This window comes from Cytobacillus firmus (assembly GCF_023657595.1).
GTDB lineage: Bacteria > Bacillota > Bacilli > Bacillales > Cytobacillaceae > Cytobacillus > Cytobacillus firmus_B.
In genome coordinates, this window is sequence record NZ_CP098323.1 from 4,431,385 (window position 1) to 4,454,336 (window position 22,952).

Genomic DNA, 22,952 nt, shown 5'->3' on the forward strand with positions numbered 1-22,952 from the left:
CTTCATTAATTCAGCCATGCAAGCGGCACTGTAATAATTTCTGGGAATAGGATCAATAGAAGAAGCACAATGACATGAACAACCAGGAATGGCCAAATTCCTTTCGTCAACTCAACCAGGCTGATTTTGCTGATTCCGCAGCCAACATATAAAACAGTGCCCACCGGAGGTGTAATCAATCCAATACATAGATTGATAACCATGACAATTCCGAAGTAGACTGGATCGATTCCGGCCATCTTAACAAGCGGCAGCAGCACTGGTGTGAAAATAAGAATAGCCGGTGTCAGATCCATCACAAGGCCAATCAGCAGCAGGAAAATCATTATGACCATCATTAAGATCAGAGGACTTTCAACTAATGATCCCATGTAGCCCGCAATCTCTGCAGGAACATTTGCGACCGTAATAAGCCAGGCTGATACCATGGCAGCAGCGGCCACAAACATCACAACACTCGTTGTTTTTGCTGAAGCAATTAAAACCCGATACAGCTCTTCCAGCTTCAGCTCACGGTAAATGAATAAGCCAACAAACAAGGCATAAAATGCAGCTACAACGGCAGCTTCAGTAGGGGTAAAAACGCCGCCCCGCAGACCGCCAATAATGATGACTGGAAGCATTAAAGCAAAACTGGCATCCTGAATCGCTTTCCAAATTTCTTTGGCTGATTTTCGCGGGGGAAGCTCACTTGTATCCTTCCGTGACATAAAGAACCAGCCAATCATGAGCCCGACTCCCATCATTATTCCGGGAATGATGCCGCCCATGAATAAATCTGTGATGGATACACCCGCGGTTACCCCAAATAAAATCATGGGAATGCTTGGCGGTATAACAGGAGCTATAATACCTGATGCACAGATGATGCCTGTTGAGGTGTTTACGTTATAACCTTTTGCGATCATCATGGGAATTAAAATTGCCCCAAGTGCTGCTGTATCTGCAACAGCGGAACCCGATAACCCTGCAAAAAGAATACTGGCAATAATGGCTACAAAACCAAGGCCGCCACGAATGTGCCCTACCAGCGCCATGGAAAAGTCTACGATGCGCTTGGAGATTCCTCCTGCATTCATCAGTTCTCCAGCTAAAACAAAAAACGGGATAGCCATTAATGAAAAGTTGTTAGCTCCATTGATCAGGTTCTGGGCAACGATCTGGCTATCAAACGTTCCCATGGCAAACATCAGCATAACCGCGCTGGCAAGCAGGGCAAATGCAATTGGCACCCCTAATGTCAGTGACCCAAACAGCGACCCTAAAAATACTCCAATCATGGCGAAAATTCCCCTCCTTTCCCTACGCTGTTATTTTGCAATGATTTTCTCTTCCTGGTCAGTGTTAACTTCTGCTAAGACATCATCAGGGGATTGAACGATCGTCAGGTTATCAGATTTTCCCCGGATAGCCTTAAAGAGGCTTGCTATTATGATAATCATCATCCAAATGCTGGACAGAACACCTATCCCATATAAAAAGGAAAGGGGCATGCCTGTCGCCGGACCGGTACTGTTCATATTGAGAAGAGTCATTTTCCAGCTTCCCTCCAAGATCAGCCATAGCAGGTAAAGGACTATTGCATTACTGATCAGAAAGGCAACTTTTTGGAGTCCCTTTGGCAAGGCATTGACAACGATGTCCACGCCAAGGTGCATTCTATCCTTCAATGCAGCAATGGCCCCCAGAAAGACCATCCAGACAAAAAAGTAGCGGGACATTTCTTCAGACCAGGTAAGACCTGAATTGAATACATATCTCAAAACAACATTTCCAAAGACGGAGAGGGACATGGCTGCCAGTGAAAAGGCAATCGCAATGTTTAATAGTTTGGTAGAAAAAGAGTTAATTTTGCTAAACACAGCTTTCTCCTCCCTGCAATTTAAGCTCGGAGGAATAACAGGGTTATATCCTCCAGGCTTCTTCTTCCTGCTACTCTGCTTCCGCACGGATGCGATCAGCTAAATCCTTCGCCCAATCAAATTCACTGTAAATGTCTTCATACAAAGGCTGTGCTGCTTCTTCCATCTCAGCTGAAAACTCTTCTGAAGGAGCTGTAAACTTTAAGCCATTGTCTTCGAGAAATTTCTTATCTTCTTCATAGCTCTTCTCAAGGAGGTCAAATTCATAATCTGCAGCTTCTTTTGAAGCCTTTTCAATAATTTTCTGCTGCTCTTCCGTCAAACCGTTCCAAAAATTACTGTTGATAATATATAAGTTAGGGCTGAACATATGCTTTGATTCCAAAATATCGCTTTGTACCTCATACCAGCCGGATGCCCTAACTGTAGCAATTGGGTTGTCCTGGCCATCAACTACTTTTTGCTCCATCGCTGTGAATACTTCAGAGATTGGAAGAGGAGTCACATTAGCGCCAAGTAATTTTCCCAGCTCAATATAGTTTGGTATATTCGGCATTCTCAGGCGGAGTCCATCAAGATCTTCTAAACTATCAATCGTTTTGTTTGAGGAAATCATCCTAAATCCATTTGCACTCCAGGCAAGGGGCTTTACACCATGTTCAGATTCAAGGTCTTCTGTCAATTCATCGCCAATCGGCCCATTCAATACCTTTTTTGCATGGTCAAAATCTTTAAATAAGAATGGCCATTCCGGGGCGGCCATTTTCGGAATGTCAGCCTGCATGATCAAACCCGGAATTCCCATTTCGATTGTCCCGTTTCGGACACCATCATAGAATTCTTTCTCGGCACCCAATGTACTGTTCGGGTAAAGCTGAACTTCCAGCTCGCCGTTCGTTTCTTCTTCTACTATTGTTTTAAACTTTTCTTTCAATGCCACGTTTTGGGGATGGTCCTCAGCAAAGTAATGGGCTACCTTGATTACCTTTTTCTTTCCCCCTCCATCTCCGCCTCCTGCTTCCTCCCCGCCGCAGCCGGTGAGGATTAGGAAGCTTGCAAGCGCAGTGGCTGCCAATCCAAATAACTTCTTGTTTTTCATCTTCATCTCCCCTTTGTTAGTTTTGCTGCAAATCTCTAAAACTATTCATTGTTCTATAATATAAAATCGAGTTTTGTAATATACTCAAAAAGGAAACAGCCATTCTCTTTACAAAAATGCTGTTTAATTTAATATCCGCAGAGCACTGATTTGGCCGTTTATAAGAACAAGAGTGAAATCTGCGGAATGACAATAATGATCAGCAGTGTGAATACCATTGCAAAGAAAAATGGCACAATTGCCTTAGATAACTGTTCCAGTGACAGCCCTGAAATCCCTGCACCTACAAACAGGTTTACTCCTAGCGGCGGTGTTATGAACCCAATTGCCAGGTTTACGATCATAATAATCCCGAAATGAATCGGATCGTACCCGATTTGAAGGGCAACCGGCAGGAGGATTGGCGTTAAAATGATAATTGCTGCAATCGTGTCCATGAAACACCCTACAATTAAGAGCAATAAGGTAATGAGCATCATGATAATAAGCGGCTCGCTCGAAATGGAAATCATGGCTTCAGCAATTTGATTTGGTATTTGTTCAAGTGTCAATAACCGGCCAAATGCTGTAGCGGCTCCAACAATAACCAATACTGATGCAGTCGTTAAGGCAGAATCAACGAAAATCTGCGGCAAATCTTTGAGCTTTAATTCTTTATATACGAACACACTGACGATTAAGCCGAAAACAACAGCAACAACGGCTGCTTCTGTTGGTGTGAAGATACCGCCATATATGCCCCCTAAAATAACAATCGGAATCATAAGGGCCCATTTAGCTTGCCAAAGAGCTGTTAGGATGCCTTTTAAGGTTGTTTCTTGATTTGATCCCGTATAGCCCATTTTTTTAGAATGGATATAAGAATAAACCATTAATCCAATTCCCACTAATATCCCTGGAATGATTCCGGCAATAAACATATCCCCGATTGAAACACTGCCGGAAACACCGTATATAACCATTGGAATACTCGGAGGAATAATGACGCCAATTGACCCCGCTGCTGCAACAACTGCAGTCGCAAAACGTTTATCATACCCTTTTTGAACCATGGCCGGTATCATTATTCCGCCGATCGCTGCAACGGTTGCCGGACCGGAACCGGATATAGCTGCAAAAAACATACAAGTGATGATCGTTGCCATTGCAATCCCGCCCGTTTTATTGCCGACCATTGAATCAGCTACATTGAACAGGCGCTTGGATATTCCGCCCTTCCCCATGATTTCGCCAGCGATAATAAAGTATGGAACAGCCAGCAGCGGAAAAGAGTCAACTGAGTTGGTTAATTCTTTCATCAGGAATTCAACTGGCATACTGCCGGTATATAAAATGGTGAATAATACGGCTAACCCGATTGCGATTCCTATTGGAACAGTTAAAAATAGAAATGCGGCAAATGAACCAAATAATACCCCTGCCATTCAGAACCTACCCCCTTTAAAGTCTAGATCACATTTATATTTTGTTCAGCATCTTTAGGCAGTTCATGAGTTTTATCAAAGTTTTTAATCGATATAATATTGCCTATGATATTTTGAATCAATCGGATGCCCGCAAGTCCCATGCCAACCGGTGGAGCAAGATATACAACGCCTGTCGGAATTTGAAGTGCAGGTGTTGTCTGGCCAAACATCAAGAGCTGGGATGCAATACCGTAGCCATAGAACACTACATATACGCAGAATACTAAAAAGAGGATATTAGAGATGAGTGAAAAATAAATTTTCGTTTTATCTTTAAAAAGAATGAGTGCGGCATCCACTTTGATATGGCGATGATGCTTAACAGCATAGCTGATACCGATATAGATAAGCCAGATGAAGCAGTACCGCGCAAGCTCTTCAGACCATGACAGGGAATTTGACATCACATAGCGCATAAACACCTGTATAAAAATGACAGAAACCATAATCGACGATAAAACGAATAGTATGTATTTTTCAAAGTTTTCGTCCAGCCATCTTAGTACTTTTAGCAAACTGATCGCCTCTCTTCTTCAAAAAGCGGCCGGCCATCGGGCGACAACCGGCTGCTCGTTTCAAATTTATTTTGCCTTATCAACCTCAGCAAGGAACTCATCTACAATTTCGGCACCGATTTTATCTTTGTATTTATCAATAACCGGCTTCACAGCTTTCTGGAACTTTTCAAATTCTCCCTCTTTGATTTCTGTAAAAGTCATTTCTTTCTTTAACGTTTCAAGTGATTCGTCCGCTACTTCACGTGTACGCTCACGGTTAAACTTACCTGCTTCTACTGCTGCCTTAGAGATGATATCCTGTTGTTCTGCAGAAAGCTCTTCCCAAATCTTTTTGCTGAATAAGAAAATAAAAGGTGTATACACATGATTTGTATTCGAGATATGCTTTTGAACTTCAGGATACTTACTTAACAATATTGTTGGATATGGGTTTTCCTGACCATCGATCGTACCCTGCTGCATAGCTGTGAATAATTCAGTGAATGCCATTGGAGTTGGGTTAGCACCAAGGGCTTTCCAGGCATCTAAGTGGATTTCATTTTCCATGGTACGGATTTTCAATCCTTTAACATCCTCCATACCTGCAACTGGTTTTACATCGTTTGTTAAGTTACGGAAACCATTTTCCCACCAGGCCAAACCAACTAATCCCTGCTGGTCAACCATTTCAAGCATCTTATCTCCAAAAGGCCCATCCAAAACCTTATCTGCCACTTCTTCATTTGGAACCGTGAACGGAAGATCGAAAACTCCATACGCCGGTATAAAGTTTACAAGCGGTGAAGTTGATGGAATGGTCACATCAAGCGTACCGAACTGAAGCATTTCAATTGCTGAACGGTCATCGGCAATCTGGCCGGAATGATAGACTTCCACTGTTAAATCATCTGACTCTGCTTCAACAAGCTCTTTAAATTTCAAGGATGCCTCATATTCCGGATGCTTGTCATTGACCCCAATACTAACTTTGATTGTCCGCTTGCCCCCTTCTCCGCTGGCACCATCGGATCCTTTTTCAGAAGCGCCGGTCGAGTTTGAATTTCCTCCACAGGCTGCCAATACCATAGTACTGAACATAAGAATGCTCATAAATAAAATAGACAACTTCTTCATCAATCTTCCCCCTCATTATTTTTAAAAATGATAGTGACTCTATGTTTGCGCTATCATTGGAAGTTCAAAAAAACATATTTAACTTATAAAAACGCTTACAAAAAAACCATTAAATATTTTGAAGTTTATCACTCCTTCAAATCATTTTGTTTTACATTATAAAACTCAGTTCTGTATTCGTGAACATATTTGTATTTTAACGTCAGCTTATTTTATTTGTCAAACTATTTTTTATATTCAAAAATGGTTGTGAAAATAAAACTATTTCAATAAAATGTTTGGAATATATGATGCTATGAAGTATTAAAGGGGAAAAGGATTTAATGATATGCTGACAAAACTTTTTCAGTGAAAAATTTTCTGCATTTTTTATCTGGCTGGAGACGGGGAGGCAGAATATAGGGATTTTATATTTTAATTCTGCACAAAAAAAAGCCAATGCCTGTCTCTCTGCCGGCATTGGCTTCTTATCTCCAAATATTAATCCTGAGGCAAAATCAATTTTGAACGCAAATAGGCATTAATAAAAGTATCCAGGTCTCCGTCCATAACTCCCTGGACATTACCTGACTCCGTGTTGGTGCGGTGGTCTTTCACCATGGAATATGGGTGGAAAACATAGGAGCGGATCTGACTTCCCCAGCCGATGTCTTTTTGCTCACCGCGGATTTCAGCCAATTCTGCTTCCTGCTCCTCGATTTTCTTTTGATAAAGCTTTGCTTGGAGCATCTTCATGGCACGTTCACGGTTTTTGATCTGGGAACGCTCTGTCTGGCAGGTTACCACGACATTTGTCGGCAAGTGGGTGATGCGGACTGCAGAGTCAGTTGTGTTGATATGCTGACCGCCGGCGCCGCTTGCACGGTATGTGTCAATTTTGAGGTCTTCGGTACGGATATCGATTTCAATTTCATCATTGAATTCCGGCATCACTTCACAGGAAACGAATGAAGTATGGCGGCGTCCTGATGAATCAAATGGAGAAATCCTGACAAGGCGGTGCACCCCTTTTTCCGCCTTCAAGTAGCCATAAGCATTATGTCCCTTGATGCTAAGTGTAACACTCTTGATTCCCGCTTCATCTCCCGGCAGGTAATCAAGGGTTTCCACCTTGAAGCCTTTCTTTTCAGCCCAGCGTGTGTACATGCGAAGCAGCATGCTGCCCCAGTCCTGTGACTCGGTTCCGCCTGCACCTGGATGCAGTTCAAGAATGGCATTGTTTTTATCATATTCTTCGCTTAAAAGAAGCTGAAGCTCGAAGTCATTCAGGCGCTTTACCAGGTCCTTAAGCTCTTCCTCAAGATCGGCCTGCAATTCTGCGTCGCTCTCTTCTTTTACGAGCTCATAAGTTAATTCCAGATTCTCAAACACTTCGTATAAATCGTGGAATTCAACTACCTGGTCTTTCAGTGAGTTTGATTCGCTGATCACAACCTGTGCGGCCTGCTGGTCATCCCAGAATCCAGGCTGCAGCATGACATCGTCAAGCTCAGCGATGCGTGCCTCTTTGTTTTCTAAGTCAAAGAGACCCCCTAAAGTCCGCTAAAATCTTAGCTGTTTTTTCAAGTTCATTGCGAATATCTGCTAATTCCATTTTGGTCACCTCGAAAATTATTTTTACCTATTATAGCGTGATTATCTGTAAAAGCCTATATCAACATATGCATATACAAGCTTTTTCCAAAGAGAGAAGCCGGCAAAGCTGTTGCCGGCTCGGATGTTTATTTTAAGTGAGAAATAAATTTTCAACGTCGATAACTGTCTAGCTCCAGCGCCTACCCCCTCGAGGTCACAAGCCAATCCTCCCAAAAAGGCAAAGAACGCCTTTCCGGGAGGCTCGTCTTGTGCTTGTCGGGGGTGGGCAAGGCGCTTCCGCTTTTCTATTCTGCTCCACAGCAGTTTTTATATTTCTTGCCGCTGCCGCAGATGCATTGGTCGTTGCGTCCAACGTCCATCTGTTTAACGACAGGTTTCTTCTTAACCTTTTCGCCGTCTTCTTTCGGGTTGACTGCCTGGCCTTTGGCCACTTCCTGGCGCTCGAGGTTGTTGCGGATTTCAGCTTTCATGATGTACTTGGCTACATCCTCTTCAATGGATGCAATCATGTTTTCAAACATGGCAAAGCCTTCTCCCTGGTACTCACGGAGCGGATCTGTCTGGCCATACGCACGCAGATGGATTCCCTGGCGAAGCTGATCCATTGCGTCGATGTGATCCATCCACTTGGAGTCAACGGCACGAAGCACGATAACTTTTTCAAATTCACGCATTTGTTCAGGACTAAGCATTTCTTCTTTTTCATTATAGCGTTCTTTAACCTTGGCAAAGATGGTTTCGGCAATTTCCTCCGTATCCTTGCCGCGGATGTCATTTACAGTAAGGTCACCTTCATTAAGAAGGTTGCCATTTACATAGTCAATGATACCCTGCAGGTTCCAGTTTTCTTCATCTTCATGTCCAGGTGCATATCCTTCTACATTGCGCTGAATGCTGGTCATGATCATTTTTTCAACAATCTCTCTCAAGTTCTCAGACTCCAGAACTTCGTTTCGCTGACCGTAAAGAATTTCACGCTGCTGACGAAGAACATCGTCGTAAGAAAGAAGCTGCTTACGGGCATCGAAGTTGTTGCCCTCAACGCGTTTTTGCGCAGATTCAACAGCTCTTGAAACCATTTTACTCTGGATTGGCTGAGTGTCATCCATTCCAAGGCGTTCCATCATCGATTTCATATTATCAGAACCGAAACGGCGCATCAATTCATCTTCCATGGAGAGGTAAAATTGCGTGACACCCGGGTCTCCCTGACGTCCGGAACGTCCGCGGAGCTGGTTATCAATACGTCTGCTTTCATGACGCTCTGTCCCAATAACGCAAAGACCGCCAATTTCCTTTACACCTTCACCGAGTTTGATATCTGTACCTCGACCTGCCATGTTTGTGGCAATCGTTACAGCACCCTGCTTACCGGCATCCAGGATAATTTCCGCTTCACGGCCATGGTTCTTCGCATTTAGGACGTTATGCGGAACACCTTTTTTGCTCAGGTATTTAGAGATGATTTCAGATGTTTCGATCGCCACTGTACCGACGAGCACAGGCTGTCCTTTTTTATGACGCTCGGCAATATCTTCTACGACAGCACGGAATTTGCCATCCATTGTAGCATAAATCAAATCTGCTCTGTCATCACGGGCGATCGGACGGTTTGTCGGAATCACCACAACGTTCATATTGTAGATATTTCGGAATTCCTCTTCTTCCGTTTTCGCCGTACCAGTCATACCGGCAAGCTTTTCGTACATACGGAAATAGTTCTGGAATGTAATAGTTGCAAGGGTCATGCTTTCGTTCTGGATTTCCAGGCCTTCCTTCGCTTCGATCGCCTGGTGAAGCCCATCGCTGTATCGGCGGCCCTTCATCAGACGGCCGGTAAATTGGTCAACGATGACAATTTCATCATCCTGAACGACATAATCGACATCCAGGTGCATGCTGGAATGTGCCTTTAGTGCCTGTGTAATATGGTGGTTAAGTGCAACATGCGAAATGTCGAAAAGGTTATCGATTCCAAAAGCCTTCTCTGCTTTTGTCATCCCTTCTTCAGTCAGCTGCACGCCTTTTGTTTTTTCATCATACGTAAAATCTTCGTCTTTTTTCAGGCGGCTGACAAACGCATTGGCCTGAATATAAAGCTGTGTAGACTTTTGGGCTGAGCCGGAAATGATCAGCGGTGTACGCGCTTCGTCAATAAGAATGGAGTCAACCTCATCGATTACAGCATAGTGAAGAGGACGCTGGACCTTCTGCTCTTTGTAAAGAACCATGTTATCGCGAAGGTAATCAAACCCAAGCTCATTGTTAGTGCTGTATGTGATGTCAGCCGCATAGGCAGCCTGTTTTTCTTCTTTGGAAAGTCCGTTTAAATTAAGACCAACAGTCAGGCCAAGGAATTCGTAGAGCTGACCCATTTCAGTGGCGTCACGGCTTGCGAGGTATTCGTTGACCGTTACTACGTGCACGCCTTTTCCTGTTAAGGCATTAAGGTAAACCGGCATAGTTGCAGTCAGAGTTTTACCTTCACCCGTTTTCATCTCGGAAATGTTTCCGTCATGAAGGGAAATCCCCCCCATTAACTGAACCGGATATGGATATAAGCCAAGAACGCGCTTTGCTGCTTCACGGACAACCGCAAATGCTTCAGTCAGCAGATCATCAACTTTTTCGCCCTTTTGATAGCGGGCTTTGAATTCTTCCGTTTTCTCGCGCAGCTGCTCGTCCGATAATTTTTCCATATCAGATGCAAGGGCATCGATTTCTTCTGCCATTTTGGTGAGGCGTTTTATTTCGCGTTTATTTTGATCGAACACTTTATTTAAAATCCCAAGCATTAAAAACGCTCCTTTATGTTGGATATGACAGCTCTTTATCCAGGGCTGGACATATCTGATTTCATAGTTAATATCATTGCACAGGTAGTAATAAATTCGCTATTTCCCGGCAGAATCCTCCCATGAAAATTCACATTATTTCTTATTAATATTACCACTTTGAGAGGGGGGTGACAACTTATGCCGCATGCGGGGTTAATCGAGGTCGTTAGTTTGCTGATAGGGACGCTGGTTTCCGTTCGGGGGCTGGATGGCTTATTATCGGGGGTTGGGTCCGAAGTTGGACTGGGTTCGGACTCAGAACGACTTTTTTCAGGGGCTTGTGTCCGATGGTGGACTGGGTTCGGACTCAAGATCGCTTTTTACCCAGGATTGTGTCCGAAGTTGCGCTTGGTTCAGACTCAGGAAGACATTTTCCTGGGGATTGTGTCCGAAGTTGGCTTGGGTTCGGACTCAGGTTCGCTTTTTTCAGGGATTTGTGTCCGAAGTTGGCTTAGGTTCGGACTCAGGATCGCTTTTTTCAGGGATTTGTGTCCGAAGTTGGACTGGGTTCGGACTCAGGATGACATTTTTTAGGGATTTGTGTCCGAACTTGGACTGGGTTCGGACTCAAGATCGCTTTTTACCCAGGATTGTGTCCGAAGTTGGCTTGGGTTCGGACTCAGGTTCGCTTTTTTCAGGGATTTGTGTCCGAAGTTGGACTGGTTCGGACTCAGGATGACTTTTTTTAGGGATTTGTGTCCGAACTTGGACTGGGTTCGGACTCAAGATGACTTTTTCCAGGGTTTTGTGTCCGAAGTTGGCTTGGGTTCGGACTCAGGATCGCTTTTTACGAGGAGGTGTGTCCGAAGTTGGGCTGGGTTCGGACTCAGAATGACTTTTTTCAGGGGCTTGTGTCCGAAGTTGGACTGGATTCAGACTCAGAATGGCCTATTACCTGGGTTTGGGTCCGAAGCTGGCTCTGGATCAGACTCAGACCAACATCCCATAAATAAAAACAGAGAGCAGCGATGCTCTCCATTTTATGAATTCGACGATTCAATCAGTTCAACAATAGTTTTCTCGACTGCGTCGTAAATCTCGCCATAATAAGTGGAAACCCGGTTGGCATTGATGCCGTATAACTCTCCGAATTCTTTCTGAGTGAGATTTTCCTTTACAGGAGCTATTGTGCTTACAAGGTATCGGAGGCCGGCAACATAGTTATCAGGCTTTTTAACCTGTTTGCCGGTTTTCTCGATGTACTCCATCCAAAGTGAAATTCCCATGCCGATCAGCCATGGTTCTTCATCGGCTTTTATCATATCGTCCCGGAACATGTTGGCAACCTGCTCTGCACCCTTGGTAGGCCAGTCAAAATTGTCCATATTTGGACCTGCTAATGATTTTGGCGTGTCATTCATAAGGTCAATGAGGAATTCAGCCATGTATTCTTCAGGATTCTCATATCCAGATTCTTCGAAGGAGTATTGGATGTAATCTGCAAACTGTGCAGCATTATCTCCCGGCAGGTCAAATATAGCAGGAAATGCCACATACTCTTCTCCATAAGGAAGCAGCATGGCAAAGGCAAAATTCCCTTCACTAACTTCCATATCACCAAATAGGGATACATTGTAAACCTTTCCGGTCAGACAATCCTCGATAACTGCTCTGTCTTCAGTCACTTCAATTAATTTCCCGGCTGCTGCTTTGCTATCCTCCCACGACTTCAAAATGTTTTTTAAGCGGGGGCGCGCGACGGCTGGCAGCTTAGAATGGATGAACTCATCCATTACGGACTCCACATCGTCCAGCGTTCCAAAAAGAACGTACCAGAAGGAGTGCACAAATTCATAGAAGTCTTTTTCCTGCGGTTCAATGTCTTCAAGTATTTCCAAAAGATCTTTGAAATCCTCTTTCATGTCCTCCGCAAAGTGAGTAAGTGCAAAGACCCTTGCTTCCTTTTGAAGCTCAATAACTTCGTGATTCAATACATCCTTAATTGAAACAGCATCCCTGCTGCCGCAGCATTTTTTATATTTTTTTCCGCTCCCGCATGGGCACGGTTCGTTTCTGCTTACTTTTACTGTTGACATCTTCTAAATCTCTCCTACCAAATTCGTTTAACTATACTATCCTAACATTTATCGGGAAGTAAGGCATTATTTCAGTAGATTTAAACACTTGGCAGGTTAAGGAAGCTTAAATTAAATAGTCACTTCATGATCTAACAGCTAATCTGAACCCAAAGAAAAAACGAAGAGCTCCCTCTCCGTTTTCACAGCTTTTTCATATAAGCCAAAACATCCAAATCAATCTTCCCTGCTTCCGGCTCGCGGGCTTCGAAGTTTTCTGTATGAATAAAAGCAGTTAATGCTTTCAATAGCTGTTCATCACCCTGACCAGCCTTTAAATAATCGAGACGAGTTAATTCCAGTACTAGCTCCTCTTTTACCTCACCTTCAATGGCCGCAACCCGTTCAGCCTTTGACGGTGCGAAATAGAGCTGCTGCAGATGATAAATCCGAATCAGCTCGGTAATCGGCTCCGGATGGTCATCAACCCGCAAGTCGATGTAGCGGTCGTTAAATCCCCCGTATCCGCCAGCTTCTTTCACTACAAGAAGGGCTGCGGATTGCTGGCCCCGGCTGTCACCTCCGGCTGCCTGGCCTGCATTCAAGGCGGCAAGCAGGCGCTCAGCCAGAGTGCCGTCTGTTGAGATAAACGTTTGGCCTATTGCCTCAACCGTTTTTTCATCCACCAGGATATTCCCCTGCGCGGCAAAGTGAGGACCTGTCATGCCTCCAGCCCAATTATAGCAGCCTTCCCCTGTGAACGTTGCCGGGTTTCCCATGCTATCCAGCAGTCCGACCTGGCGGAGCTCTTTTTCGGGATCATCTTTAGTTATGATATCCAATGCTTCCTCAGCTGTTTTACCTTCTTCCATTAATTGCAATGCACGCGGTCCATAAGAAGTATTGGCGTAGGACTGAGTCGCAACGGCTCCAATACCTGCTTTAGCAAAAGGTACTACTGCACCGACTCCGAGAAATCTCGATTGAACCGCGATTCCCCATTCTTTTTCTTTCGGATCATATCCAATTATGGAAAATGTCATATAAACCCTCCTCTATCCTAAAACAAGCCCTCCATATAAGAGCGCTCCAGCGATAACATAAGCCGGATGAACCTTAAGCCTTTCCATTAAAAAGAAGCTAACCAGCCCGATGAAAAGAGTCTGCCAGATGCCGGCACCTTCATATGCTGAGAAAAAGAAGTCATACGTCATAATGCCAAGCAGAACCGCGATAACCGGCCGGATATAAGTAGTCATGCGCTTCACGCGCGGCGATTCCTTATATTTCATAAGAAGTCCGAGCAGCGCAATCATCAGAATCAGCGATGGAGCTACAGTCGCGAATACCCCCACGATGGCCCCGAGGATTCCTCCCTGTTCATATCCGATATAACCGGCCATTTTTGTGGCAATCGGGCCGGGCAGTGCATTGCCCATTGCCAGCATTTCACTAAATTCATTTGTTGTAAGCCAGCCATAATTGTCGACCACTTCATTCTCAACCAGCGGAATGGATGCCGGTCCCCCGCCGTATCCAAGAATCCCCGGAATGAAGAATGCCAAGAAGATCTGAACGTAAATCATGCGAGATTCCTCTCCTTTTTTGCCTCATTTTTATCCACTTTATCTTTTTTCAGGAGAGCCGCTGTCAGTAAAACAAAAATGATAATCGCAGGATGAATATTAACGAATTCAAGAAGAACTAAGCTTACGGCCACAAAAAGGAGTGTCCAGCCCCAGCCCAGAGATGATTTCGAGGACTTTTTAATAAAGTCCCAAGTGAGTGTTGCCAGCATCACAGCCACAACTGGAACGACTGCCTTTGTCATACCTGCTACCCATGACTGGTCTTTGAATGTATTTAATGCGGTAAGAAGAATAATCATAAGGACAATTGTTGGTACCATTGTTGCTGCAAGTGCAGTCACCATGCCCAGAATGCCGCCAACACGATAGCCGATATAGCCGGCCATTTTTGTGGCAATCGGACCGGGAAGTGCGTTGCCCAGCGCCAGCACATCGCCGAATTCATCCGTATCCATCCATTTATATTTATCAACAACTTCTTTATGGACAAGCGGAATCGACGACGGGCCGCCGCCATATCCAAGAATGCCAACGCGGAAAAAAGCCATAAAGATGTCAGCCTGCTTCATGATGCCATCACCTCTTTTTATTTGAAAGTACTCCACCCCGGAAAAAGCAGGTGAAGGAGCGGCTTTTGTCTGATCCGCTCCCCTTTACCTTTTATATGGTTATTTTACTCTTATATGCGTACTGCTTCCTCACTTTTTATTACCAGGCGGCGATTGATCCGTCTGTTCGCGCTTCGGTTCCACCCATAAGGACGCCTGTTTTTTGATCACGCCAGATAATCTGTCCGCGGCCGAATCCGCCTGTGTCAACGGTTATCTCGATTTGGTGACCTTTGCGCACCAGTGCCTGCGCAATATGATTCGGGAAATGAGGCTCCACCTGAACCTTTTTCCCTTCAATCCACTGCCATCTTGGCGCATCAAGGGCAGCCTGCGGGTTCAGGTGGAAATCTACCGTATTCATGACCACCTGCATATGCCCTTGCGGCTGCATATAGCCACCCATTACACCGAAAGGTCCAACGGCTTCTCCGTCTTTTGTCAGGAATCCAGGGATAATCGTGTGATACGTTTTCTTGCCGGGCTTCAGTACATTATGGTGCTCCGGATCAAGAGAGAAGTCGTGCCCACGATTCTGAAGGGCAATTCCCGTTCCAGGGACGACAAGGCCTGAACCAAAGCCCATATAATTGCTTTGGATGAAGGAAACCATATTGCCTTCGCTGTCTGCAGTCGCCAGATACACAGTACCTCCGCGCGGCGGCTGATATGGCTCAGGTGTTACGGCCTCCTCGCCAATCTCACTGCGGCGGGATTCACCGTACTCCTCTGAAAGCAATTCTTCAGCTGTCACTTTCATTTCAGCCGGATCTGTAATAAATGCCTTGCCATCTGTGAAAGCTAACTTCATCGCTTCGATTTGTTTGTGATAGGTATCCGCTGTTTCTTTATCGCCGAATTCAAAGCCTTTAGCAATGTTTAAACCCAGAAGAGCCACTAGCCCCTGGCCGTTCGGCGGGATTTCCCAAACATCATAGCCACGATAGTTTACCTTGATGGGGTCCACCCATTCCGCCTTGTAATCTGCAAGGTCTTCTTTTGATAAAAAAGCATTGTATTTTTTTGAAAAGGCATCAATTTTTTCAGCGATTTCCCCGCGGTAAAAGCTTTCGCCGTCTGTTTCGCCAATGGCTCTTAAAGTGGCCGCATGGCCTTCAGAACGCCAGACCTCGCCAATTTCAGGAGCCCGTCCATCCGGAGCAAAGGTTTCAAACCAATGCTGGAATTCGTCATCCGTCAGAATCTGCTTAAACTTTTTATAGGCATACTGCCAGTACTTGCCGAGGATCGGTGTTAACGGATAGCCATTTTCCGCATAATCAATAGCGGGCTGAAGGACTTCTTTTAACGGAAGCCTTCCGAATCGCTTGGAAAGCTCAGCCCAAGCGGATGGAGCACCAGGCACCGTAACGGGCATCCAGCCATGCGTCGGCATTTTCTCGTAGCCTCTTTCCTTTAGAGCTTCTATGCTAATGGACTTTGGAGCAGGGCCGCTTGCATTCAAACCATGCAGTTCCCCTTTCGTCCAGACGAGGGCAAATGCGTCGCCGCCGATTCCGTTGGATGTCGGTTCAACCACAGTTAGAGCTGCTGCTGTAGCGATCGCTGCATCTATGGCATTTCCGCCTTTTTTCATGATATCTAACCCAGCCTGTGCCGCTAGCGGCTGAGACGTTGCGACCATGCCGTTGTTTGCCATGACGGTCGTTCGCTGGGATGGGTATGGGTGGTGTTGGAAATCAAAATTCATGGAGTTCACCTCTGTATTAAAGTGTTAAAATAGTTAATTCTGATTATAACAAATTATTTAAAAATTATGTTGGTATTTATTTCGTAAAACTAAACTATTTTGAATTATTGACAAAATAGGAAATATCCAATATGATGTACCTATAAATTGAATAGTTTCTCCTAAAGGGGAGTAGCTTTTACAGCAGAGTCGTCATTACGGAGCAGATGCTCTCGGCTTTGTTGGCAATTTCAACAATTGTTAGCAAGACCTTTACCACATGTGGTAGAGGTCTTTATTTATGGGCCTTTACCGCCGCGGTAAAGGCCCTTTTTATATACGAGCCCGCACCGCAGAACGTTTGACTTTATAAAATGGAGGAATAGGTAGAAGGAAAATTGCTTGAAACCTTTATCATTATCCGAACGTAAAGAAGGAAACAGCCAAACTGTGGTGTGAGCGAGCAGCTCCCCCCTATATAAAATTAGAGGAGAGATCTTTGTTGATTTTACGAAAATATATGTCAATGCTTGGAATAGGCTCTGCGAAAATTGATCTGCAGCTGCCAAAGCTACAATATACACCTGGGGAAAATGTGAGTGGAATCTTCCTGATTGAAGGAGGAACCATTGAACAGCAGATTAAGCGGATTGAGTGTGACCTGGTCATGACATCGCCTGAGGATGACAAGGAGGAAGTGATCGGGACAGCGACCATTCTGTCCACCAAAGTCATTGAATCAGAAGAAACCAACAAAATGGACTTTAACTTTCAGCTGCCTGAAGATATTCCCTGCTCTGCGCCTGACCGGATTTTTCAATTTAAAACAAGATTAATTTTTAACGAAGGCGTCAAAAGTGCCGACCTGGATAAAATCACGATAATTCGATAACCAACCCTAAGGAGGAAGAAACGAGTGTAACATATCCCCTCTTAATCTGTATAAATTATAAAAAGAGGAGATTCATACCTAATTGAACACTTTGCAGAAGTGGCTAATTCTATTTACTTTTTGAAGCATACTTGAAACAAGCTATCTATCAGCTGCCACACTTGAGGTGAAAAACCCGCCGCGCATTCAGGTGGCAGCTCCCATTCAGCGAATGAACTAGAAAAAGGTGAACGAAATGAAGTTTCTTAAACGCATCAAATTTGTATTTAAATTTTGGAAGTTTCTGCCCTTCCTGAGGGATTACTTTCTCTCAAGGGAAGTATCAGCCGGTAAAAAGCTTTTTCCTGTTGCGGCCGGACTTCTGTATATCCTTTTGCCGCTCGATCTTGTTCCAGACTTCCTGTCGATCTTCGGATTTACGGATGATATTGTGATCACGTCATTTGTTCTTCAGCAAATGGTGAAGATGGCACCGGAGTCATTGAAGGAGAAATATAAGGTGCTGGAGGAATGATGCTTTTGAAGCCTGTTTCATACAGGCTTTTTTATTTTGCTATTTTTTCAAGAAAGGTCTGACTTCATACTTAAGACCTCCTTCTTTCTGCCGATATTATGTAAGGCGAAATATTACAACATGGAGGTTTACCTTGAAAAAACTATTACCCTTCCTGCTGATGTTCAGCTTATTTTTGGCAGCCTGCTCTGCCTCTGAACAAAGCACAAACCAACATAAAGAATATAAAATTGGCATTCTCTTATCAGACACTGGACTTGGAGATGAGTCTTTTAACGACTCTGCATTCCGGGGCCTGGAAAAAGCCCGTGATGAACTGGGCATTCTGTTTGATTACAAAGAGGCACCTGACGGGAATTTTGAAAAGCCGCTTGAAGAGCTGGTCAAGGAAGATCATGACCTGATCATCGGACTGGGCTTCACAGCACAGGAAGCTCTTGAAAAAACGGCGGAGAAATATCCTGACAAGCAATTTTTGCTGATTGATGCTGTATCAGAGCTTGATAATGTGGTCTCACTTACGTTTAAGGAGCATGAAGGCAGCTTCCTTGTCGGAATGCTCGCTGCCATGACAAGCAAAACAGGCAAACTGGGATTTATCGGCGGTGTTGATGTGCCCGTCATCCACCATTTTGAAAATGGATTTGTACAAGGAGCTAAACACTTCAATCCGAAAATTGAAGTTCTGACGGAATACGCCGGAAGTTTTGGGGATGCCGCTCTCGGCGGAAAAATTGCTGAAAAACAAATTGCTGCTGGTGCCGACTTTATTTACCCCGCTGCCGGATTCACCGGTTTTGGCGCATTGAAGAAAGCCGAAGAAAAAGGCGTGCTTGCCGGGGGTGTCGATTCAGACCAATATTTTGTTGCAGAAAAAGCTGTTGCCGCATCGATGGTCAAAAACATCGATATTGCTGTTTTTAACCTGGCGAAGGAATTGACGGAAAACGGAAAAATCGGAGCCTCCTCGTATGAATGGGGACTGGCAGAAAACGGTGTCGGCCTTTCTGAGATCCGGGTAATTTCCTTAACAGAAGAACAGAATGCTGCATTGAAAAAAGCAACAGAAGACATAATCAATGGAAAAATCACAGTAAAAGCTGAATAAAGGAGTTCCAACATGACATTACGAAAACGCCTCATTATTGTCACGCTGATCCCGCTCGCACTCTCGGTCAGCATGATCGGCTTTATCATTTACCAAACATTGAACATCCAAAGCTCCGCTAAAGATGATGTGGAACTTCTTCTAAAAGTGAAGGACCTGGAGCAAAGCCTGGTGGTGACAAGCCAGTCTCTTGCCAATTACACCTACAATTCAAGTGACGCCAACAAGGACCAGGCACTCACCATGATGACAGAAGTTCAGGAAAACCTGGCTTCCCTCTCTTCGGTTGCCACAGTTCCAGAGCATAAAAAAATCATCGGCAGCATTGAAGAAAAATATGCAGAGCTATCGAAAGTTTCAACTGAAGCTTTCAACAAGGGAAACAAAGCGGAAATCAAGCGTCAGAGCATCCGGATTTCCGGCATTTTAAATGATATGCACCTTTTAAAGAAACGGACAAATGAATGGTATGAAGGCATTCTTCAGGAAACCAGCCAGAAAATCGCCTTTATCACGAATTCATCCCTTATAGGAAGCGTGCTGCTTATTCTTTTATCAGCTGTATTCTCATGGATGGCAGCCCAAGGAATTACAAAGCCAATCAATGCGATTGTGGAAAAAGCAGAGAAAATTTCAGAGGGCGATTTAACAGCAGACTTATCACAGCTCATCTTTAAAGAGAACAGCCGATATGAAGTGGATAAACTAACGGAAGCTTTTTCGAAAATGGTTGTGAACCTAAAAGGAACCGTGCAATCCATTGAAGAGGTCAGCCAGAATGTAAAAGGATTTGCCGGGGATGTGGCTTCCTATATGCACAGCTTAAATGAAAGCAGCAGTCAGGTGGCCGTTTCAACGGATGAATTGGCGAGAGGAAGCCAGGCCATTTCGGAAGATGTTCAGGCAACCGCCGAGTTAATGAGCGTGATGGGTGAACAGTTTTCTGTAGTTCATCAGTCAAGTGCAGAAAGTGCTGTGCAAAGCACGCAGGCATTGGAATCTGTATACCATGGCAGAGTATCCTTAGAAAAACAAATGAAACTTGCTGACGAGATTTCCAGTTCGTCTAACCATATTAGAAATTCAGTCAGTGAATTTGCCCAGTTCACCAAGGAAATTGAAGGGGCTGCTAACACGGTTAAAGATATTGCGGATCAAACCAATCTGCTGGCATTGAACGCAGCGATTGAAGCAGCCCGTGCCGGTGAAGCCGGTAAAGGATTTGCGGTTGTGGCAGAAGAAGTCCGAAAGCTTGCCGATTCCTCTTCCAAAGCAACCGATCTGATCGCCTCAATGGTCAGCAACATCCAAAATGGAATCAGCAATATTTACACAGCAACCGAACAGGGACATGCTCTTTCAAAAGAACAATCCCAGTCGATGAGCGAGACAGGACTCGTCTTTGAAACTATTTCTGAGCATGTATCCGGCATTCATAGCCATCTGGAAAAGCTAGTTGATGATATGAAGAGCTCCAGTGAGATGAGTCAGCAGGTTATAAGCGCTGTGGAAAACATTTCAGCAGTAACCGAAGAAACCGCTGCCGGGACTGAGGAAATCTCTGCTTCTACGGAAGAGCAGCTTCGCGCGTTTGAGCAGGTTATGGTGAAAGTGGAGCAGCTGAAGGAAATGACTGGTGTGATGGAGAGAGAATTGGAGAAGTTTACCGTTTAGGTGCGTGTTTTGGCAGTGTCGTTTTAGGCGAAGATGTGGACGTTGCAAATAGAAAAGCGATTTTCGCAAATAGAGCTTGATATCTGCAAATAGAACGGCGAATTTGCAAATAGCTGGCCAATTCCTGCAAATAGCCCAACAGCGAACCCGCACCAAACGAAAACCCCGCCTCAGCAGCGGGGTTTTCACGTTTTATTATTGCGCTTCAATCAGACCATAGCGGCCGTCTTTACGCTTGTACACTACATTCGTTAAGTTAGACTCTGCATTTGTGAACACGTAGAAGCTGTGGCCCAGCATGTTCATTTGCAGGATCGCCTCTTCACTGTCCATCGGCTTTAGGTCAAAGCTCTTCTGGCGGACAACTTCAAGATCGTTATCCTCCTCATCCAGTTCAGGTGGCTCTGCCTCATTTTCCAACGCTGCAAACACAGCAGTCAGATTGCCTTTTTCGCGGAATTTGCGGTTCACTTTTGTTTTATGTTTGCGGATTTGACGCTCCAATTTATCGGTAATCAGATCAATCGCTGCATACATATCATCATGATCTTCCTCTGCACGAAGAACCAGGTTCGGCATCGGAATCGTTACTTCCACTTTAGAACGGTTATTGTTATACGTTTTTAAGTTTACATGTACATTTGCATCAGGAGTTTCAGTAAAATACCTTTCTAACTTCGCAATTTTCTTCTCTACGTACTCTCTAATTGCTGGAGTTACCTCAATGTTTTCACCACGAATGTTGTAATTCATACGTGAACTCCTCCTTCTCATTATACAATGACAGCCTTTTCATTAGCGTTTACTGTGAAAATCACCAGTAATTCTGAAAAGGAAATGCCTAGTCTTAAAAGTATATTAAGACTATGTATTTATATTTCTATTTTACCCCTAAAAACTCCTGCTGAAACTGGTAAAAAGATTGAGAATATTTGTCGAATTGGTGACTTATATAAAAAATGAGCAGCTGATTTCACTGCTCATCCTTTTATATCAATATGGCCGCCCCAGATGAGGCTGGGCTGCGTGCTGGAGGGCCTATACCTGAGACCCGCTCATCATCTTATTAATGAATTCCGCATTTCCTTCTGCCTGGTCCATGGCTTTTTTCATAACTGAGATGGATGCCTGCTGCTGGACCTGGCCTTGGGATAAGGCCATAGACATTAAGGGGATATCCAAGTGAACACCTCCGAAATTGTTACCATATTCATGATTGGATATATGGATTTAACTCCTGCTGAATGTCATTATGCCACTGCGTAAATGCAGGATAGAGCTTTTTCGAGATGATCTCCTGTCTAACAGGAAGATCATCGAAGTTCTGAATAAGCAGTTCAGCCTGATCCGCGACTGTACTGATATCAGCAATAGCTTTAAGCATGGGCTGATTGTCTTGAACGAGCTGGCTAAGCTGTTCATGGGCTGAAGCAACTTGAGGAAATGCCTGAAAAATATCACCGAGAAGCCGCTCTCCCTCTGTTTTACTGAAATCGCTAAAGCTCTTTACGATATAATCAAATGCTTCATCTATGGTATATAAAAGATCGCTGTATTCCTTCATGAAAAGGTATTGCTCTTCGGTCAGAGTCAACAATGTTAGTCACCTATTTTCTTTTATCATAAAACATGCCGTCCGTTGCCATGGATTGATAGGGATTAGCATATTTTCCGGTTGATTCCTTTTTAACGCTTAAATCTTTGATGTCTTTTTGGATAAACAGCTTTTCCCTTGTCATGAGCTCGGTGACTTTTGCATTTAGGCTGATGAGCCTGGCTCCCAGGTCCTTTTCAGCGTCTGAATATGGAGGAGCCATGCCAGCCATTGCCTGCTGGCGATTTCCAAGCAAATATTCAACCTGACTGATTTTCGCATCACGGTCAAGTTCTGCATCTTCAAGTAATTCAATCAGCTTTTGTGTGGCATCATAAAAGGTTTGTAACGAACTCACTACACTGTCCCACCCTGCGAGAACTGCTTCTGGCGGTTCACCTGAATGACTTCCTTCCACGTATCCCGGAACTCAGTTACCAGGCCTTCTACCTCATCCAGTATGGAAGCATCATTTTTAATATTAGCTTCCATTAATCTGCGATTCATGAAGTCGTATAAAGACATCATATTTTTAGAAACTTCGATGTCCATATTTAATGTGACCATCAGCTCCTGAATAATAGATTGAGCCTTTTGGATATTGGTGTTTTTCATTTCAATATTCTTTTCTTCAATGGCTTTCTTCGCCTGATGGATAAACTTAAGACACCCGTTATACAGCATCAGTGTTAGCTCTCCCGGAGATGCGGTATTGACTGAGTTTTGCTGATAGGATTGGTATGGATTGCTTACTGCCATTTGTAACACTCCTTTTTC

At 44.3% G+C, this 22,952-nt stretch carries 22 protein-coding genes; 4 read left to right on the forward strand and 18 right to left on the reverse strand.

Annotated features, from left to right (window positions below; genetic code table 11):
- Positions 1 to 5: 5 nt before the first annotated feature.
- The 13 genes from NAF01_RS22390 to NAF01_RS22450 all read right to left on the reverse strand — a co-directional run bounded on the left by NAF01_RS22390 (position 6) and on the right by NAF01_RS22450 (position 16,414).
- Entirely contained in the window at positions 6 to 1,280 is a 1,275-nt protein-coding gene (locus NAF01_RS22390; RefSeq protein WP_250801158.1) for a TRAP transporter large permease, read from the reverse strand.
- 30 nt (positions 1,281 to 1,310) lie between these two features.
- Positions 1,311 to 1,862, reverse strand: coding sequence for a TRAP transporter small permease (locus NAF01_RS22395; protein WP_250801159.1), 552 nt, complete (start codon positions 1,860 to 1,862; stop codon positions 1,311 to 1,313).
- A gap of 70 nt (positions 1,863 to 1,932) precedes the next feature.
- Entirely contained in the window at positions 1,933 to 2,961 is a 1,029-nt protein-coding gene (locus tag NAF01_RS22400; RefSeq protein WP_248349626.1) for a TRAP transporter substrate-binding protein, read from the reverse strand.
- Between the two features lie 158 nt (positions 2,962 to 3,119).
- The gene (locus tag NAF01_RS22405) at positions 3,120 to 4,385 is read right to left on the reverse strand and encodes a TRAP transporter large permease (protein ID WP_174750551.1); all 1,266 of its coding nucleotides are present in this window, start codon (positions 4,383 to 4,385) and stop codon (positions 3,120 to 3,122) included.
- Positions 4,386 to 4,408: 23 nt separating this feature from the next.
- Positions 4,409 to 4,942 carry a TRAP transporter small permease gene (locus NAF01_RS22410; RefSeq protein WP_009331943.1) on the reverse strand — a complete coding sequence of 178 codons (534 nt, stop codon included), beginning with the start codon at positions 4,940 to 4,942 and terminating at the stop codon, positions 4,409 to 4,411.
- A gap of 66 nt (positions 4,943 to 5,008) precedes the next feature.
- Positions 5,009 to 6,058: a TRAP transporter substrate-binding protein gene (locus NAF01_RS22415; protein WP_250801160.1), complete on the reverse strand. Its 1,050-nt coding sequence runs from the start codon at positions 6,056 to 6,058 to the stop codon at positions 5,009 to 5,011.
- Positions 6,059 to 6,538: 480 nt separating this feature from the next.
- Positions 6,539 to 7,652, reverse strand: a protein-coding gene (prfB, locus tag NAF01_RS22420; RefSeq protein ID WP_226618546.1) for a peptide chain release factor 2 whose coding sequence is annotated in 2 segments (ribosomal slippage) — positions 6,539 to 7,579 and positions 7,581 to 7,652 — 1,113 coding nt in all. Because the reading frame shifts where the segments join, the coding sequence is not laid out codon by codon here.
- 286 nt (positions 7,653 to 7,938) lie between these two features.
- A complete protein-coding gene (gene secA / locus NAF01_RS22425; RefSeq protein WP_095243438.1) occupies positions 7,939 to 10,449 on the reverse strand; it encodes a preprotein translocase subunit SecA in 2,511 nt (836 codons plus the stop codon).
- A gap of 1,022 nt (positions 10,450 to 11,471) precedes the next feature.
- Positions 11,472 to 12,527, reverse strand: a complete 1,056-nt coding sequence (locus NAF01_RS22430; RefSeq protein ID WP_250801161.1) for a YecA family protein — start codon at positions 12,525 to 12,527, stop codon at positions 11,472 to 11,474.
- A gap of 182 nt (positions 12,528 to 12,709) precedes the next feature.
- Positions 12,710 to 13,549 (reverse strand): DUF1028 domain-containing protein, encoded by an 840-nt coding sequence (locus NAF01_RS22435; RefSeq protein WP_250801162.1) that lies wholly within the window; start codon positions 13,547 to 13,549, stop codon positions 12,710 to 12,712.
- 12 nt (positions 13,550 to 13,561) lie between these two features.
- Positions 13,562 to 14,092, reverse strand: a complete 531-nt coding sequence (locus NAF01_RS22440) for a chromate transporter (RefSeq protein WP_250801163.1) — start codon at positions 14,090 to 14,092, stop codon at positions 13,562 to 13,564.
- Positions 14,089 to 14,664 (reverse strand): chromate transporter, encoded by a 576-nt coding sequence (locus NAF01_RS22445; protein WP_250801164.1) that lies wholly within the window; start codon positions 14,662 to 14,664, stop codon positions 14,089 to 14,091. Before NAF01_RS22445 ends, NAF01_RS22440 begins: the two co-directional genes overlap by 4 nt.
- A gap of 139 nt (positions 14,665 to 14,803) precedes the next feature.
- Positions 14,804 to 16,414 (reverse strand): gamma-glutamyltransferase family protein, encoded by a 1,611-nt coding sequence (locus tag NAF01_RS22450; protein WP_250801165.1) that lies wholly within the window; start codon positions 16,412 to 16,414, stop codon positions 14,804 to 14,806.
- A 481-nt stretch (positions 16,415 to 16,895) separates the two neighbouring features.
- Between NAF01_RS22450 and NAF01_RS22455 the strand changes: the two genes are divergently transcribed.
- The 4 genes from NAF01_RS22455 to NAF01_RS22470 all read left to right on the forward strand — a co-directional run bounded on the left by NAF01_RS22455 (position 16,896) and on the right by NAF01_RS22470 (position 20,581).
- On the forward strand, positions 16,896 to 17,285 hold the full coding sequence (locus NAF01_RS22455) for a sporulation protein (RefSeq protein ID WP_250801166.1): 390 nt from the start codon (positions 16,896 to 16,898) through the stop codon (positions 17,283 to 17,285).
- Positions 17,286 to 17,520: 235 nt separating this feature from the next.
- On the forward strand, positions 17,521 to 17,799 hold the full coding sequence (locus NAF01_RS22460) for a YkvA family protein (protein WP_095243428.1): 279 nt from the start codon (positions 17,521 to 17,523) through the stop codon (positions 17,797 to 17,799).
- A gap of 133 nt (positions 17,800 to 17,932) precedes the next feature.
- Complete coding sequence (locus tag NAF01_RS22465) at positions 17,933 to 18,907, forward strand: BMP family lipoprotein (RefSeq protein ID WP_250801167.1); 975 nt, start codon at positions 17,933 to 17,935, stop codon at positions 18,905 to 18,907.
- A gap of 12 nt (positions 18,908 to 18,919) precedes the next feature.
- Positions 18,920 to 20,581, forward strand: a complete 1,662-nt coding sequence (locus NAF01_RS22470) for a methyl-accepting chemotaxis protein (RefSeq protein ID WP_250801168.1) — start codon at positions 18,920 to 18,922, stop codon at positions 20,579 to 20,581.
- 195 nt (positions 20,582 to 20,776) lie between these two features.
- Here the strand turns inward: NAF01_RS22470 and hpf are convergent, their stop codons facing one another.
- The 5 genes from hpf to fliS all read right to left on the reverse strand — a co-directional run bounded on the left by hpf (position 20,777) and on the right by fliS (position 22,934).
- Positions 20,777 to 21,334 carry a ribosome hibernation-promoting factor, HPF/YfiA family gene (hpf, locus tag NAF01_RS22475; RefSeq protein WP_048009852.1) on the reverse strand — a complete coding sequence of 186 codons (558 nt, stop codon included), beginning with the start codon at positions 21,332 to 21,334 and terminating at the stop codon, positions 20,777 to 20,779.
- A gap of 285 nt (positions 21,335 to 21,619) precedes the next feature.
- Positions 21,620 to 21,763, reverse strand: a complete 144-nt coding sequence (locus NAF01_RS22480; protein WP_250801169.1) for a YjfB family protein — start codon at positions 21,761 to 21,763, stop codon at positions 21,620 to 21,622.
- A gap of 28 nt (positions 21,764 to 21,791) precedes the next feature.
- Complete coding sequence (locus NAF01_RS22485; RefSeq protein WP_250801170.1) at positions 21,792 to 22,178, reverse strand: DUF8042 domain-containing protein; 387 nt, start codon at positions 22,176 to 22,178, stop codon at positions 21,792 to 21,794.
- A gap of 10 nt (positions 22,179 to 22,188) precedes the next feature.
- Positions 22,189 to 22,533, reverse strand: a complete 345-nt coding sequence (locus NAF01_RS22490; RefSeq protein ID WP_250801171.1) for a flagellar protein FliT — start codon at positions 22,531 to 22,533, stop codon at positions 22,189 to 22,191.
- Positions 22,533 to 22,934 carry a flagellar export chaperone FliS gene (gene fliS / locus NAF01_RS22495; protein ID WP_076257527.1) on the reverse strand — a complete coding sequence of 134 codons (402 nt, stop codon included), beginning with the start codon at positions 22,932 to 22,934 and terminating at the stop codon, positions 22,533 to 22,535. The genes NAF01_RS22490 and fliS overlap by 1 nt, the downstream gene beginning before the upstream one ends.
- Positions 22,935 to 22,952 lie beyond the last annotated feature (18 nt).

Bases quoted from the DNA above. Each gene is read 5' to 3' on its own strand.
- NAF01_RS22470 (WP_250801168.1), top strand. From the start codon at position 18,920: ATGACATTACGAAAACGCCTCATTATTGTCACGCTGATCCCGCTCGCA.
- NAF01_RS22415 (WP_250801160.1), bottom strand. From the start codon at position 6,058: ATGAAGAAGTTGTCTATTTTATTTATGAGCATTCTTATGTTCAGTACT.
- hpf (WP_048009852.1), bottom strand. From the start codon at position 21,334: ATGAATTACAACATTCGTGGTGAAAACATTGAGGTAACTCCAGCAATT.
- NAF01_RS22390 (WP_250801158.1), bottom strand. From the start codon at position 1,280: ATGATTGGAGTATTTTTAGGGTCGCTGTTTGGGTCACTGACATTAGGG.
- secA (WP_095243438.1), bottom strand. From the start codon at position 10,449: ATGCTTGGGATTTTAAATAAAGTGTTCGATCAAAATAAACGCGAAATA.
- NAF01_RS22445 (WP_250801164.1), bottom strand. From the start codon at position 14,664: ATGAAGCAGGCTGACATCTTTATGGCTTTTTTCCGCGTTGGCATTCTT.
- NAF01_RS22450 (WP_250801165.1), bottom strand. From the start codon at position 16,414: ATGAATTTTGATTTCCAACACCACCCATACCCATCCCAGCGAACGACC.
- NAF01_RS22405 (WP_174750551.1), bottom strand. From the start codon at position 4,385: ATGGCAGGGGTATTATTTGGTTCATTTGCCGCATTTCTATTTTTAACT.
- NAF01_RS22440 (WP_250801163.1), bottom strand. From the start codon at position 14,092: ATGATTTACGTTCAGATCTTCTTGGCATTCTTCATTCCGGGGATTCTT.
- NAF01_RS22435 (WP_250801162.1), bottom strand. From the start codon at position 13,549: ATGACATTTTCCATAATTGGATATGATCCGAAAGAAAAAGAATGGGGA.
- NAF01_RS22430 (WP_250801161.1), bottom strand. From the start codon at position 12,527: ATGTCAACAGTAAAAGTAAGCAGAAACGAACCGTGCCCATGCGGGAGC.
- fliS (WP_076257527.1), bottom strand. From the start codon at position 22,934: ATGGCAGTAAGCAATCCATACCAATCCTATCAGCAAAACTCAGTCAAT.
- NAF01_RS22460 (WP_095243428.1), top strand. From the start codon at position 17,521: ATGAAGTTTCTTAAACGCATCAAATTTGTATTTAAATTTTGGAAGTTT.
- NAF01_RS22400 (WP_248349626.1), bottom strand. From the start codon at position 2,961: ATGAAAAACAAGAAGTTATTTGGATTGGCAGCCACTGCGCTTGCAAGC.